Here is a 13686-nt window from a genome sequence, read left to right on the forward strand (position 1 = left end):
TGGCTGGCTTCGGCGAAACGCGCGGTCAGTTCGGCCAGGTCGCGGCCTTCGCCGAGGAACTTGCCCTGGGCATCGACGATTTCCAGGTTCATCCGCAGGTGGCTTTCCACCTGTTGCGCAGCTTCGCTCCAGGCTTCGTCGCTGACCCGGGCACCGGTCATGCGCAGCAGTTCGCGGCCCAGGGCCTGGGGCAGCGAGCCCTCGGCGAAGACCATGCGCTGCAGGGCCGCCTTGACGAAGTCCGGCACCGGCACGAAGTTCTTGCGCAGGGCCTTGGGCAGGTTGCGTACCAGGGCAATGCACTTGGCCTCGATCAACCCCGGCACCAGCCATTCCAGGCGTTCGGCGGGCAGCGCCGGTAGCAAGGGCGCCGGCACCCGCAGGGTCACGCCGTCCCGGGGGTGGTTGGGCTCGAAGTGATAACTCAGGGCCAGTTCCAGATCGCCGATATGCAGGGTGTCCGGGTACTGCTTGGCGGTGACCTCGCTGGCCTCCCGGGCCAGCACGTCTTCCTCGCGCATGATCAACAGTTGCGGGTTCTTCTGGCTGTGGACCCGGTACCAGCTGTCGAAGGTTGCGGTCTGGTGGATCTCCGCCGGCAGGCGCTCGTCATAGAAGGCGAACAGGGTTTCCTCGTCCGCCAGGATGTCCCGGCGCCGGGCCTTGGCTTCGAGGGCGTCGAGCTGCTCCAGCAACTGGGTGTTGGCGCTCAGGCACTTGGCCTTGGACTGGATCTCGCCGCGCACCAGGGCCTCGCGGATAAACAGCTCGCGGGACACCACCGGGTCCACCGGCCCGTAATGCACCGGCCGGCGCCCGACCACGATCAGCCCGAACAGGGTGATCTGCTCGTAGGCCACCACCTGGCCACGCTTCTTCTCCCAATGGGGCTCGAAGTGGTTCTTCTTCACCAGATGACCGGCCAGGGGCTCGATCCAGTCCGGCTCGATCTTGGCCACCATGCGCGCATAGAGCTTGGTGGTTTCCACCAGCTCGGCGGTCATCAGCCATTGCGGGCGTTTCTTGCCCAGGCCCGAGGACGGGTGAATCCAGAAGCGCCGTTGGCGGGCACCGAGGTAGTCGCCGTCTTCGGTCTTCTGGCCGATCTGGCTCAGCAGGCCCACCAGCACCGCCTTGTGCAGTTTCGGGTAGTCCGCCGGTTCCTTGTTCAGGCTCAGTTGCAGGTCGCGGCAGATCAGGCTCAGTTGCCGGTGCGAATCGCGCCACTCGCGCAGGCGCAGGTAATTCAGGAAATTCTTGCGGCACCAGTTGCGCAGCGGGCTGGCGGTCAGGGCCTGGCGCTGCTCTTCAAAGCCGCGCCACAGATTGACCAGCCCGGCGAAGTCCGAGTCCACGTCCTTCCACTGTGCGTGAGCCTGGTCGGCGGCTTGCTGGCGCTCCGGCGGACGCTCGCGGGGGTCCTGGATCGACATCGCACTGGCAACGATCAGCACTTCCTGGAGGCTGCCCAGCTTCGCCGCCTCCAACAGCATGCGGCCCATGCGCGGGTCCACCGGCAGGCGCGCCAACTGTCGGCCCAGTGGCGTCAGCTGGCTGTTGCGGTCCACCGCCGAGAGTTCCTGCAGCAGGTTGAAACCATCACTGATGGCCTTGCCATCCGGCGGCTCGATAAACGGGAAGGCGGTGATTTCCCCCAGGCGCAGGTGCAGCATCTGCAGGATCACCGCCGCCAGGTTGGTGCGCAGGATTTCCGGATCGGTGAACTCCGGCCGGCCGAGGAAATCCTCCTCGCTGTACAGCCGCACACAGATCCCCGGCTCAACCCGGCCGCAACGGCCTTTACGCTGATTGGCACTGGCCTGGGACACCGCCTCGATGGGCAGGCGCTGGACCTTGGCCCGGTAGCTGTAGCGGCTGATGCGTGCGGTGCCGCTGTCGATCACATAGCGGATGCCCGGCACGGTCAGCGAGGTTTCGGCGACGTTGGTCGCCAGCACCACCCGGCGGCCGGGGTGGGACTGGAAGATCCGCTGCTGCTCCGCCGGCGACAGGCGCGCGTACAGCGGCAGGATCTCGGTGTGCTTGAGCTGAGCCTTGCGCAGCATGTCCGCGGCGTCGCGAATTTCCCGCTCCCCCGGCAGGAACACCAGCACGTCTCCGGGGCTGCGGCGCTCGCTGCGCTCATAGGCAGCGATTTCATCCAGGGTGGCGAGGATCGCCTGATCCACGGTCAGGTCGTCCTCGACCCGGTTGCCCTCCTCGTCCTGCTCCAGGGTCAGGGGGCGATACCAGGTGTCCACCGGGAAGGTGCGGCCGGAGACTTCAACGATGGGGGCATCATCGAAGTGCTTGGAGAAGCGCTCCAGGTCGATGGTCGCCGAGGTGATGATGACCTTGAGATCCGGGCGCCGTGGCAACAGGGTCTTGAGGTAGCCGAGGAGGAAGTCGATGTTCAGACTGCGTTCGTGGGCCTCGTCGACGATGATCGTGTCGTAGCGTTCCAGGTAGCGATCGTTCTGGGTTTCCGCCAGCAGGATGCCGTCGGTCATCAGCTTGATCAGGGTGCTGGAATCGCTCTGGTCCTCGAAGCGCACCTGGTAGCCCACCAGCGACCCCAGGGGCGTGGCCAGTTCTTCGGCGACCCGGCTGGCCACACTGCGGGCAGCGATCCGCCGGGGCTGGGTATGGCCGATCAGGCCGTGCTGGCCACGACCGATTTCCAGGCAGATCTTCGGCAACTGAGTGGTTTTGCCCGAGCCGGTTTCACCGGCAATGATCAGCACCTGATGCTTGAGCAGCGCCTCCTTGATCTCGTCGCGCTTGGCGGCAATCGGCAGGCTGTCGTCATAGCGGATCCGCGGCACGCTTTCGCGCCGCGCCGTCACCAGGTTGCAGGAGGCCTGCATCCGCTCCAGCCATTGGGCGAGCTTGGCCTCGTCGGGCTTCTTGCGCAGTTCGAGCAGCTGTCGGCGCAACCGGTGGCGGTCGGCGAGCATGGCTTGATCGAGGTTTTTCAACAGTTGGTCGATTGCAGGCGATTCGGAAGTCATCAGGTACGCAAAATGTCGTCTATTTAGGCAGGCCGCGATTGTCGCAGAAAAGTCCAGGCAATACGTAGGAGCCGGCTGCCGACGAAGGGGCCCGTGAGGATGCCTTCGCCGGCAAGCCGGCTCCTACACTTTCACTCGTCTTCCAGGCCTTTGCGCCGGTAAGGGAAGACATCGATGATCTTGCCGGCGCGGATGGCGTCCTGCAGGCCCTTCCAGTAATCGGCGTTGTACAGCTCGCCGTGCAGCTGGTCGAACAGCTTGCGCTGGCCGGCATCGGCGAACAGGAACGGCGGGAACTCCTCGGGGAACACGTCGTGAGGGCCGATGGAATACCAGGGCTCGGACGCCATCTCGTCTTCCGGCGTACGTGGTGCCGGAATGTGACGGAAGTTGGCTTCGGTGAGGTAGCAGATCTCGTCGTAGTCGTAGAACACCACCCGACCGTGACGGGTCACACCGAAGTTTTTCAGCAGCATGTCACCGGGGAAGATGTTGGCTGCCGCCAATTGCTTGATCGCCAGGCCGTAATCCTCCAGGGCCTCGCGTACCTGATCCGGGTTGGCGTGCTCCAGGTAGAGGTTGAGCGGGGTCATGCGGCGCTCGGTCCAGCAGTGGCGGATCAGCACCGTCTGGTCTTCCACGGCCACGGTGGACGGCGCCACCTCCAGCAGCTCCTCAAGGCACGCCGGGTCGAACTTGCTCAGTGGAAAGCGGAAGTCGGCGAACTCCTGGGTATCGGCCATGCGCCCGACCCGATCGACGCTTTTCACCAGGCGATATTTTTCGATCACCGTGGCCCGGTCGACGTTCTTCGACGGCGAGAAACGGTCCTTGATGATCTTGAACACGGTGTTGAAGCCCGGCAGGGTGAACACGCTCATGACCATCCCGCGCACACCGGGGGCCATGATGAAGCGGTCGTCGGTATTGGCCAGGTGGTTGATCAGCGCCCGGTAGAACTCCGACTTGCCGTGCTTGTAGAAGCCGATGGAGGTGTACAGCTCGGCGATGTGCTTGCCCGGCAGGATGCGCTTGAGGAAGCCGATGAACTCCGCCGGCACCGGCACATCCACCATGAAATACGAGCGGGTGAAAGAGAAGATGATCGAGACATCGGCTTCGTCGGTGATCAGCGCATCGATCTGGATGCCCCGGCCTTCACGATGCAGCAGCGGGATCACCAGTGGCCATTGTTCTTCGTGGGTGAAGATGCGCCCCACCAGGTAGGCGCCCTTGTTGCGATAGAGCACCGAGGAAAACAGCTCCAGGGTCAGCTCCGGGTCCTTGCACACCCAGTCCGGCAGGTTCTCCCGCAGTTGCGCCTCCAGGCGGCGCAGGTCCCCTGGCAGGTCGGCGTAATCCTCGCTGAAGCGGTAATCGGCGAACACCTGTTCGAGCATCGTCGCCAGTTCGCCCTGGGGCTTGTAGCTGCGAGTCTGCGCGGCCCGCGCCCGACGCAGGCTGGGCCGGGTGGTATGGATGAACATGCAGCCGTCGCTGATCAGGTCATGGCTGAACAGCCCGCAAAAGATCGAGTTGTACCAGGTCTCGGACAGCTCATCGTCGAAGCGCAGGTCGATCAGGCTGATGTAGGCGCTTTTCACCAGTGGCCACTGGCTGACATCCATCAGTGAATCGTCACTGAAGGCCTGGTGCAGCCGGGCCACGGTCTCCCCGACCTTTTCCTCATAGAGGTTGATCCGCGCCGCCGAGGCCTTTTGCGCTTCCTGCCACTGCGCCTGCTCGAAGCGTTGCCGGGCACCATCGGTAATCTGGCGAAAGTGCTCGCGGTAGTCGTCGAAGCCATCGAGGATCATTCGAGCGATATCGGCGGCTGGCCATGGCTGCGGCATAAGTAGACCTCTGCGGGAATTTGCGATGCCAGAGCTTAGCCAGTGAAACGGCTTGAGGAGAAGCGTATTTTTGTGATCAAGCGTACGCCGGAAAATGACCCGGCAGTCGCCCTGCTCCCCAAGCGTGTGTGGCGGATCATTGAACGCAACAAACGGAGTGTCGGGCTTCGTCGCCCTGTGCGCCAATAAGGTTTGCCATGCCCGCCAGGGCTGGGCAAGATCCCCGCCTCCAAACCGAAGGATCCTTCCGTGAGACTTGTCGACCTCCTGCGTCTGTTGTCGCTGGCCGCCATCTGGGGCGCGAGCTTTTTATTCATGCGCATCATCGCCCCGGTGCTGGGCAGCGTACCCACGGCGTTCTTCCGGGTGTCGATTGCCGCTGCCGGCTTGCTGGTGATGCTGGCACTGATGCGGATCGACTGGGATTTTCGCGGCAAGTTCAAGACCGTGCTGCTGCTCGGAGTGATCAACTCAGGGATTCCGGCAACGATGTACTCAGTGGCGGCCCTGGTACTGCCCGCGGGCTATTCGGCGATCTTCAATGCCACCACACCATTGATGGGGGTGTTGATCGGCGGCTTGTTTTTTCACGAGCGCCTGAGCGTAAGCAAGATGGCCGGGGTCTGCCTGGGCTTGTTCGGCGTGGGCGTTCTCACCCGCTCCGGTCCCGTGGCCTTCGACCATGAACTGCTGCTGGGCGCCCTGTCCTGCCTGATGGCCACCACCTGCTACGGCTTTGCCGGCTTCCTCGCGCGGCGCTGGCTGGATCAGGCCGGCGGCCTGGACAGTCGCCTCTCGGCACTGGGCAGCATGCTCGGTGCCACCCTGCTGCTGTTGCCCCTGTTCGCCTACAACGCCATCAGCCAGCCGCCGGCCAGTTGGGGTGGCTGGAGCGTGTGGCTGTCGCTGCTGGGCTTGGGCCTGGGCTGCACGGCGTTTGCCTATGTGCTGTATTTCCGCCTGCTCAGCGCCATCGGCCCGGTACGGTCGATGACCGTGACCTTCATGATTCCGCCATTCGGCGTGCTGTGGGGGGCCATGCTGCTGGATGAGCCATTGTCCATGGCTCATCTGTATGGCGGCGCACTGATTGCCGCCGCCCTGTGGCTGGTGCTGCGACCAGGGACGAAAACGCCGGTTTGAAGTCTGTGCCTCGACCTGGATGAGCCAGGCGCGAACACCGGCAGAGGTGTTATGGAACGTTCAGGGTAATCAGGTAAGTACCGGAGGTTACGGCCTTGCCGGCCTGGTCGACAAAGGCATAGTGCTGGTCGTAGTAGCGCCCCTGAGAACCGCTGTCGGTCAGGAGCTTGAGCTTGACGGCGGAATGATCCAGAGCGCTGACGCTGGCCACTGCTCCCACACGTGCTACGTCGATCGCGGTGCCGCGGGACCCTTGAGGACACTGGCGCAGGCTCAGCCCGGTACTGGCGGCACTGGAGTTGCAATTGCTCTCAACGATACTGCCGGTAAAACGGATGATCCCCTGTGCAATTGGAGCAGCGGCAAAACAACTGCTCGATAGTCCCAAAAGCAAGCCGAAGGCGGTTGAAGCGAACGCTGCGTTCATACTGACTCTCCTTTGTATAAGGACTATGTCGTCAGTCTAGGTACCGGCTTTAATTTTTAAGGTTTATCTGATGGACTAAATTGGAATACCACCAAAAAAGTCCAAACATCTGGTTATCAAAAGAACCTTGAAGGCTCGCTCAGCACTCTTCACATCACCTTCAAGGGATTGAAAACAGACTTATTGCCACCGGGCAGAGACTTCCACGACCATAATGGCACATGGCCAGCAGTTGATGCCATGGTCAATTGTTCATCCTGCCGATGAACCCAGTCGCCGACCGGGCATTGCACCCGGCCGGCATCGTCGGCAACTGTCAGGGAGACGGCTGCCTGGGTGGATCAAGCGCCCTTACGGAACACAAATACCAACCCGACAATGATCAGGCCCATGCCGATCAGACTCAGCAGCGCCAGACGGTTGCCGAAAAAGACATAGTCCATCAGCGCCGTCACCGCCGGCACCAGATAGAACAGGCTGGTGACATTTACCAGATTGCCCTGGGCGATCAGCCGATACAGCAGCAGCGTGGCCAGCACCGACACCACCAGCCCCATCCACAGCACGGAAACCAACAGTCCGGCGCTGTATTCGATATGCAACGGTTGAAACGGCACGAACAAGGAACACAGCAACAACCCCGCCAGGTACTGCACCGGCAGTGTCCCCAAAGGGTTGTCGGTGATGCGTTTCTGCATGATCGAGCCGGCGGTCATGCTCACCAGTGCCAGCAGGCCGCAGAGCATCCCGGAGACCGAGATCCCCGCCAGCCCGATGCCCTGGTAGACCACCATGATCAACCCCGCCAGCCCCAGGCTCAGGCCGAACAGGCGACTCCAGGAACGCTGGCGCTCCATCAGCACCACGGTGAGGATCGGCTGCACCCCCATGATGGTGGCCATGACGCCGGGAGTGACCTTCAGGTCCAGGGCCAGGATGTAGAAGATCTGATAGGCCCCCAGCAGCACCAGCCCCGTAGCCACGGCAAATCCCATGGCCCGACGCCCCCGGGGCAGGCGGAGCTTGAGCAAGGGCATCAGCAGCACCAGCCCCATCAGGGCGATGATGAAACGCAGCAGCAGGAAGGCAAAGGGCGAAGCTTGAGTCAGGCCCCATTTGGAGAAGATGGCGCCACTGCTCCAGAGCAGGACGAACAGGCTCGTGGAAGCCGCCGCAAGCGCGGACTTTTTGGAAATGAGCAACATGAAAACCACCTGTAATCAGGCAAGAAGCCAATTCAGCCAAGGCTGAAATTCAGTAGTGTTTGGTTCAGGCGGGCACAGGGAACAGCAGCGATTGCTGATCAGCCCAAGAAGCCAACGCCCGGCGGTGATACGACTGCGTACACCGGCGTGCTACTGACAGGTGGGGGGTACTGACCGATCTGCACAGGCTGCTGATTCCCGCACGGCACGACACCAGCGTTGACCGCTGAAACCACTACCGCGTTGAGGGGGGAAAAGGCCATGTGCTGATCTTTCTTGAAGGGAAAAAACCATGAGTCGGCTGACTCATCAGGCGCCGAATATAACCAGCGCCCGATATTCATTGCAAGATTTATCCGAACAGCCACTTCCACAGGACCACCAGCACCACCACCGCCAGCACCGGGCGCAGGATGCGGTAGAGCTTTGGATTGCGGCGCTTCCACTGCTTGACCACGCCACTGAAGCTGTCGCTGAAACGCTTGCTCCAGGCATAGGCCTGGTTGATCCCGCCGACGCGCTCGTCATCCAGGTTCTGCGGCGCGGTGGCACGGCCCAGTTGGGCGCTGACCCAACGGTTGATGCGGGTCATCAGGCGGCTGCTCAGCGGACGCTCGATGTCGCAGAACAGGATCACCCGGGTGATCTCGGTTTCGTTCTTCACCCAGTGCACGTAGGTCTCGTCGAACATCACATCTTCACCGTCGCGCCAGGCGTACTCCTGGCCATCGACAAAGATCCGGCAAGCGTCGGAGTTGGGAGTCGACAGCCCCAGGTGATAACGCAGGGAGCCGGCAAAGGGGTCGCGGTGCGGGTTCAGGTGGCTGCCACCGGGCAGCAGGGCGAACATCGCGCCCTTGACGTTGGGAATCGCGCTCACCAGTTCTACGGTCTTGGGGCACAGGGCCTCGGCCGAGGGCAGCGGCTTGTCGTACCACTTGAGGTAGAAGCGCTTCCAGCCCTTCTTGAAGAAGGAACCGAAACCGGCGTCGTTGTTCTTCTCGGCGGCGCGGATGTAACCCTCGTCGAACAGATGCATGGCCTCCTCGCGAATCACTTCCCAGTTGTCCCGCAGGATGTCCAGCTCGGGAAACTTGCTGCGGTCCAGGTAAGGCTTGGAAGGCACCCCGGAGAACAGGTACATCAGGGCGTTATAGGGGGCGAACAGCGCCGAATGGTTGACGAACTGGCGCAGTACCGGCAGACGCGCCTTGCCGCGCAGGTGCACGTAAAGGATGCTGCCGACGAACAGCGACAACACCGCGACCTTGGCGGTAAAGGAAAAGCTCATGCAACGACTCCTTGGAAATAGGCACCTGTGGGGGAGTGTTCACCCGACCTGGCAGCCGGCAATGATAAACACTCCTGGACCCTGGAAAAACCCGCACGACTCAACATTCAGTGTTAACGGGCGTGCAACAAAGGCGCTTAAGTAGCATAAGCGGCCAGGCCCTTGCCTGATGTGGATCAGCATTCGCCGGCGAGACGGCGCCTGTCGGCGAATGCCCGGGGTGCGTTACTGCTGGTTTTCCTGCTCGGTGAACAGATCGCTGAACAGCATGCTCGACAGATAGCGCTCGCCGGAGTCCGGCAGGATCACCACGATGGTCTTGCCCTGCATTTCCGGGGTTTCCGCCAGGCGCACCGCCACCGCCATTGCCGCGCCGCAGGAGATGCCGCAGAGGATGCCCTCTTCCTGCATCAGCCGCAGGGCCATGGCCTTGGATTCCTCATCGGTCACCAGCTCGACCCGGTCGACCATTTCCAGGTCCAGGTTCTTCGGCACGAAACCGGCGCCGATGCCCTGGATCTTGTGGGGGCTGGGCTTGATTTCTTCACCGGCCAGTTTCTGGCTGATCACCGGCGAAGTGGCAGGCTCCACCGCCACCGAGAGGATCGGCTTGCCCTGGGTCTTCTTGATGTAGCGCGACACGCCGCTGATGGTGCCCCCTGTGCCAACCCCGGCCACCAACACGTCCACCGCGCCGTCGGTATCGTTCCAGATTTCCGGACCGGTGGTCTTTTCGTGGATCGCCGGGTTGGCCGGGTTATCGAACTGCTGCGGCATGAAGTACCTGGCCGGGTCGCTGGCAACGATTTCCCCCGCCTTTTCAATCGCCCCCTTCATGCCCTTGGCCGGCTCGGTCAGCACCAGCTCCGCGCCCAGGGCCTTGAGCACCTTGCGCCGCTCGATGCTCATGGACGCCGGCATGGTCAGCATCAGCTTGTAGCCACGGGCGGCGGCGACAAAGGCCAGGCCGATCCCGGTGTTGCCCGAGGTGGGCTCGACGATGGTCATGCCCGGCTTGAGCTTGCCGCTGCTTTCCGCGTCCCAGATCATGTTCGCGCCGATCCGGCACTTCACCGAATAGCCCGGGTTGCGCCCTTCGATCTTGGCCAGGATGGTCACCCCGCGCGGGGCGATGCGGTTGATCTGCACCAAGGGCGTGTTGCCGATGGAATGGGCGTTGTCAGCAAAAATTCGGCTCATGGCTGGGTCCTTATGCAGCAGTGAAGAAGTCCTCAAGGGTATGCCTGGTGCCCTTGAGCGTCCAGTCGCGCAACACCCGGGCCAGCCGGGCCAGTCGTGCCTATGCAAGAGACACATCAGCGACGCCGAGTTCATGGCCCGGCTCCTGCGTTCCCCGAACCTGCGCCCCAGGCCACCCCGGGAACATTGACTCGAACGTCTGCCAACGGACGCAGTCAATGCCTGTATACGGCTGGAGGCTGCTGATCATGAAAGCTCGTTACCGTTGGCCCCTGTGGGTCCTGGCAAGCCTGGTGGTGCTGCTGGTGGCCCTGCATATCGCCCTGCCCTACCTGGTGCGCGACTACTTGAACGACAAGCTGGCGGACATGGGCGACTACCGCGGACGCATCAGCGACATCGACCTGGCCCTGTGGCGCGGCGCCTACCGCATCAACGGGCTGGAGATCGTCAAGGTCAGCGGCAAGGTGCCGGTGCCCTTCGTCAAGGCGCCGCTGATCGACCTCTCGGTGAGCTGGCATTCGCTGTGGTACGACCACGCGGTAGTGGCCAAGGTGCAGTTCATCCAGCCGGAGCTGAACTTCGTCGACGGCGGGGCCGACAAGCAGGCATCGCAGACCGGTGAGGGCACCAACTGGCGAGCCCAACTGGGCAAGCTGCTGCCCATCACCCTCGACGAAGTGCGGATCGATGACGGCAAGATCCACTTCCGCAACTTCAGCTCCAAGCCGCCGGTGAACATCGGCGCGACCCAGGTCAACGCCAGCTTCTACAACCTGACCAACGTGGTGGACACCCAGGGCAAGCGCGATGCGCGCTTCGACGGCAAGGCCCTGCTCCAGGGCCAGGCGCCCATGGAAAGCACCGCCACCTTCGACCCCTTGAGCAACTTCGAGAACTTCGAGTTCCGCCTGCGGGCCCGGGATATCGAGCTCAAGCGCTTCAACGACTTCGCCTCGGCCTACGGCAAGTTCGACTTCAATGCCGGGCACGGTGACGTGGTGATCGAAGCCCAGGCCGAGAAGGGCCAGTTGCACGGCTATATCAAGCCGCTGTTGCGGGACGTGGAAGTCTTCAACTGGCAGCAGGACGTGGAGAACCGCAACAAGAGCATTTTCCGCTCGGTGTGGGAGGCCCTGGTGGGCGCCGGGGAAACCCTCCTGAAGAACCAGCGCAAGAACCAGTTCGCCACCCGGGTCGAGCTCAGTGGCAGCGTGCACCAGCAAGATATCAGCGCGTTCCAGGCGTTTTTGCAGATATTGCGCAACGGTTTCATCCAGGCCTTCAATGCCCGCTACGAGCAGCCCAAGCCGTCGCCTGACTGAGTCACCCCGTGACGCTCCATTCAGAGACTGAATGGGGCGTCCACGTTCACAGTCGACCGGGCAGCGCGTTATAGTCGCGCCATCACTCCCCATTCAATCGACCTGCCCCGGGCAGCTCGCCGTCACCGTTCGAGGAATTGCAGATGAAGTTCGAAGGCACCAGCGCATATGTCGCCACCGATGACCTGAAGCTGGCAGTCAATGCCGCCATCACCCTGGAGCGTCCGCTGCTGGTCAAGGGCGAACCCGGCACCGGCAAGACCATGCTTGCCGAGCAACTGGCCGAATCCTTCGGCGCCAAGCTGATCACCTGGCACATCAAGTCCACCACCAAGGCCCACCAGGGCCTGTACGAGTACGACGCGGTCAGCCGCCTGCGCGATTCGCAACTGGGCGTGGACAAGGTGCACGACATTCGCAACTACCTGAAGAAGGGCAAGCTGTGGGAGGCCTTCGAATCCGAGGAGCGGGTGATCCTGCTGATCGACGAGATCGACAAGGCCGACATCGAGTTCCCCAACGACCTGCTGCAGGAACTCGACAAGATGGAGTTCTACGTCTACGAGATCGACGAGACCATCAAGGCCAAGCAGCGGCCGATCATCATCATTACCTCCAACAACGAGAAAGAGCTGCCGGACGCCTTCCTGCGTCGCTGCTTCTTCCACTACATCGCCTTCCCCGACCGCACCACCCTGCAGAAGATCGTCGATGTGCACTACCCGGACATCAAGAAGGACCTGGTCAGCGAAGCCCTGGACGTGTTCTTCGATGTGCGCAAAGTGCCGGGCCTGAAGAAGAAGCCCTCGACCTCGGAACTGGTGGACTGGCTCAAGCTGCTGATGGCCGACAACATCGGCGAAGCGGTGCTGCGCGAGCGCGATCCGACCAAGGCCATCCCGCCCCTGGCCGGCGCCCTGGTGAAGAACGAGCAGGATGTGCAATTGCTCGAACGCCTGGCGTTCATGAGCCGTCGCGGTAGTCGTTAAGAGGCTGATGCCATGCTGCTCAACCTGTTCAATGAAATGCGCGCGGCCAAGGTACCGGTATCGGTGCGCGAGCTGCTGGACCTGATCAACGCACTCAAGCAGCGCGTGACCTTCGCCGACATGGACGAGTTCTACTACCTCGCCCGGGCGATCCTGGTGAAGGACGAACGGCATTTCGACAAGTTCGACCGAGCCTTCGGTGCCTACTTCAATGGCCTGGAAAAACTCGATGACCACCTGCAAGCGCTGATCCCCGAGGATTGGCTGCGCAAGGAGTTCGAGCGCTCCCTGAGCGATGAAGAACGGGCGCAGATCCAGTCCCTGGGCGGCCTGGACAAGCTCATCGAAGAGTTCAAGAAGCGCCTGGAAGAACAGAAGGAACGCCACGCCGGCGGCAACAAGTGGATCGGCACCGGCGGCACCAGCCCCTTCGGCTCCGGCGGCTTCAACCCGGAAGGCATCCGCGTCGGCGACGCCGGCAAGCGCCAGGGCAAGGCGGTGAAAGTCTGGGACCAGCGCGAATACAAGAACCTCGACGACTCGGTGGAACTGGGCACCCGCAACATCAAGGTGGCCCTGCGCCGGCTGCGCAAGTTCGCGCGCCAGGGTGCGGCGGAGGAACTGGACATCGACGGCACCATCGATCACACCGCCCGGGATGCCGGGCTGCTGAACATCCAGATGCGCCCGGAACGGCGCAACAGCATCAAGTTGCTGTTGCTGTTCGACATCGGCGGCTCCATGGATGCCCACGTGAAGATCTGCGAGGAACTGTTCTCGGCCTGCAAGACCGAGTTCAAGCACCTGGAGTATTACTACTTCCACAACTTCATCTATGAATCGGTGTGGAAGAACAACATGCGCCGCGGCTCCGAGCGCACCTCGACCCAGGACCTGCTGCACAAGTACGGCGCCGACTACAAAGTGATCTTCGTCGGTGACGCCGCCATGGCGCCCTACGAAATCACCCAGGCCGGCGGCAGCGTCGAGCACTGGAACGAAGAAGCCGGCTACGTGTGGATGCAGCGCTTCATGGAGAAGTACAAGAAGCTCATCTGGATCAACCCCTATCCCAAGGACACCTGGGGCTACACCGCTTCGACCAACATCGTCCGCGACCTGATCGAGGACCAGATGTACCCTCTGACCTTGCGTGGCCTGGAAGAAGGCATGCGTTTCCTGTCCAAATAAACCCGTTCGCCGGCAAGCCGGCTCCTACAGGGCGATGTAGGAGCCGGCTTG

The 13686-nt window shown here is 62.3% G+C and carries 10 protein-coding genes; 4 read left to right on the forward strand and 6 right to left on the reverse strand.

Translation table 11 applies throughout. From position 1 onward, the window contains the following. On the reverse strand, positions 1 to 3011 hold a 3011-nt coding region (gene hrpA, locus BLX41_RS20925; RefSeq protein ID WP_259745051.1), incomplete at its 3' end, for an ATP-dependent RNA helicase HrpA. Positions 3012 to 3142: 131 nt separating this feature from the next. After that, on the reverse strand, positions 3143 to 4864 hold the full coding sequence (gene aceK, locus BLX41_RS20930; protein WP_123726426.1) for a bifunctional isocitrate dehydrogenase kinase/phosphatase: 1722 nt from the start codon (positions 4862 to 4864) through the stop codon (positions 3143 to 3145). A gap of 249 nt (positions 4865 to 5113) precedes the next feature. On the opposite strand from aceK, the gene BLX41_RS20935 reads away from it, so the two are divergent. Next, positions 5114 to 6007, forward strand: a complete 894-nt coding sequence (locus tag BLX41_RS20935) for a DMT family transporter (protein WP_123726427.1) — start codon at positions 5114 to 5116, stop codon at positions 6005 to 6007. A 49-nt stretch (positions 6008 to 6056) separates the two neighbouring features. On the opposite strand, the gene BLX41_RS20940 is transcribed toward BLX41_RS20935, so the two are convergent. The 4 genes from BLX41_RS20940 to cysK all read right to left on the reverse strand — a co-directional run bounded on the left by BLX41_RS20940 (position 6057) and on the right by cysK (position 10130). Next, positions 6057 to 6434: a type 1 fimbrial protein gene (locus BLX41_RS20940; protein ID WP_123726428.1), complete on the reverse strand. Its 378-nt coding sequence runs from the start codon at positions 6432 to 6434 to the stop codon at positions 6057 to 6059. A 341-nt stretch (positions 6435 to 6775) separates the two neighbouring features. Further along, positions 6776 to 7639 carry a DMT family transporter gene (locus BLX41_RS20945; RefSeq protein ID WP_123726429.1) on the reverse strand — a complete coding sequence of 288 codons (864 nt, stop codon included), beginning with the start codon at positions 7637 to 7639 and terminating at the stop codon, positions 6776 to 6778. 352 nt (positions 7640 to 7991) lie between these two features. Next, positions 7992 to 8930 (reverse strand): aspartyl/asparaginyl beta-hydroxylase domain-containing protein, encoded by a 939-nt coding sequence (locus BLX41_RS20950; protein ID WP_123726430.1) that lies wholly within the window; start codon positions 8928 to 8930, stop codon positions 7992 to 7994. A 225-nt stretch (positions 8931 to 9155) separates the two neighbouring features. After that, on the reverse strand, positions 9156 to 10130 hold the full coding sequence (gene cysK / locus BLX41_RS20955) for a cysteine synthase A (RefSeq protein WP_123726431.1): 975 nt from the start codon (positions 10128 to 10130) through the stop codon (positions 9156 to 9158). 248 nt (positions 10131 to 10378) lie between these two features. Here cysK and BLX41_RS20960 point away from each other — a divergent pair, with 248 nt between their 5' ends. The 3 genes from BLX41_RS20960 to BLX41_RS20970 all read left to right on the forward strand — a co-directional run bounded on the left by BLX41_RS20960 (position 10379) and on the right by BLX41_RS20970 (position 13635). After that, positions 10379 to 11455 carry a DUF748 domain-containing protein gene (locus tag BLX41_RS20960; RefSeq protein ID WP_123726432.1) on the forward strand — a complete coding sequence of 359 codons (1077 nt, stop codon included), beginning with the start codon at positions 10379 to 10381 and terminating at the stop codon, positions 11453 to 11455. 143 nt (positions 11456 to 11598) lie between these two features. Then, positions 11599 to 12444, forward strand: coding sequence for an AAA family ATPase (locus BLX41_RS20965; RefSeq protein WP_011059855.1), 846 nt, complete (start codon positions 11599 to 11601; stop codon positions 12442 to 12444). Positions 12445 to 12456: 12 nt separating this feature from the next. Next, a complete protein-coding gene (locus tag BLX41_RS20970; protein WP_123726433.1) occupies positions 12457 to 13635 on the forward strand; it encodes a vWA domain-containing protein in 1179 nt (392 codons plus the stop codon). The last annotated feature ends 51 nt before the right edge of the window (positions 13636 to 13686 follow it).

It is taken from the genome of Pseudomonas protegens (genome assembly GCF_003732485.1).
GTDB lineage: Bacteria > Pseudomonadota > Gammaproteobacteria > Pseudomonadales > Pseudomonadaceae > Aquipseudomonas > Aquipseudomonas protegens_B.

Excerpts from the sequence above, each read along its gene's own strand:
- aceK (WP_123726426.1), bottom strand. The coding sequence starts at position 4,864 with ATGCCGCAGCCATGGCCAGCCGCCGATATCGCTCGAATGATCCTCGAT.
- BLX41_RS20940 (WP_123726428.1), bottom strand. The coding sequence starts at position 6,434 with ATGAACGCAGCGTTCGCTTCAACCGCCTTCGGCTTGCTTTTGGGACTA.
- BLX41_RS20945 (WP_123726429.1), bottom strand. The coding sequence starts at position 7,639 with ATGTTGCTCATTTCCAAAAAGTCCGCGCTTGCGGCGGCTTCCACGAGC.
- BLX41_RS20950 (WP_123726430.1), bottom strand. The coding sequence starts at position 8,930 with ATGAGCTTTTCCTTTACCGCCAAGGTCGCGGTGTTGTCGCTGTTCGTC.
- cysK (WP_123726431.1), bottom strand. The coding sequence starts at position 10,130 with ATGAGCCGAATTTTTGCTGACAACGCCCATTCCATCGGCAACACGCCC.
- BLX41_RS20960 (WP_123726432.1), top strand. The coding sequence starts at position 10,379 with ATGAAAGCTCGTTACCGTTGGCCCCTGTGGGTCCTGGCAAGCCTGGTG.
- BLX41_RS20965 (WP_011059855.1), top strand. The coding sequence starts at position 11,599 with ATGAAGTTCGAAGGCACCAGCGCATATGTCGCCACCGATGACCTGAAG.
- BLX41_RS20970 (WP_123726433.1), top strand. The coding sequence starts at position 12,457 with ATGCTGCTCAACCTGTTCAATGAAATGCGCGCGGCCAAGGTACCGGTA.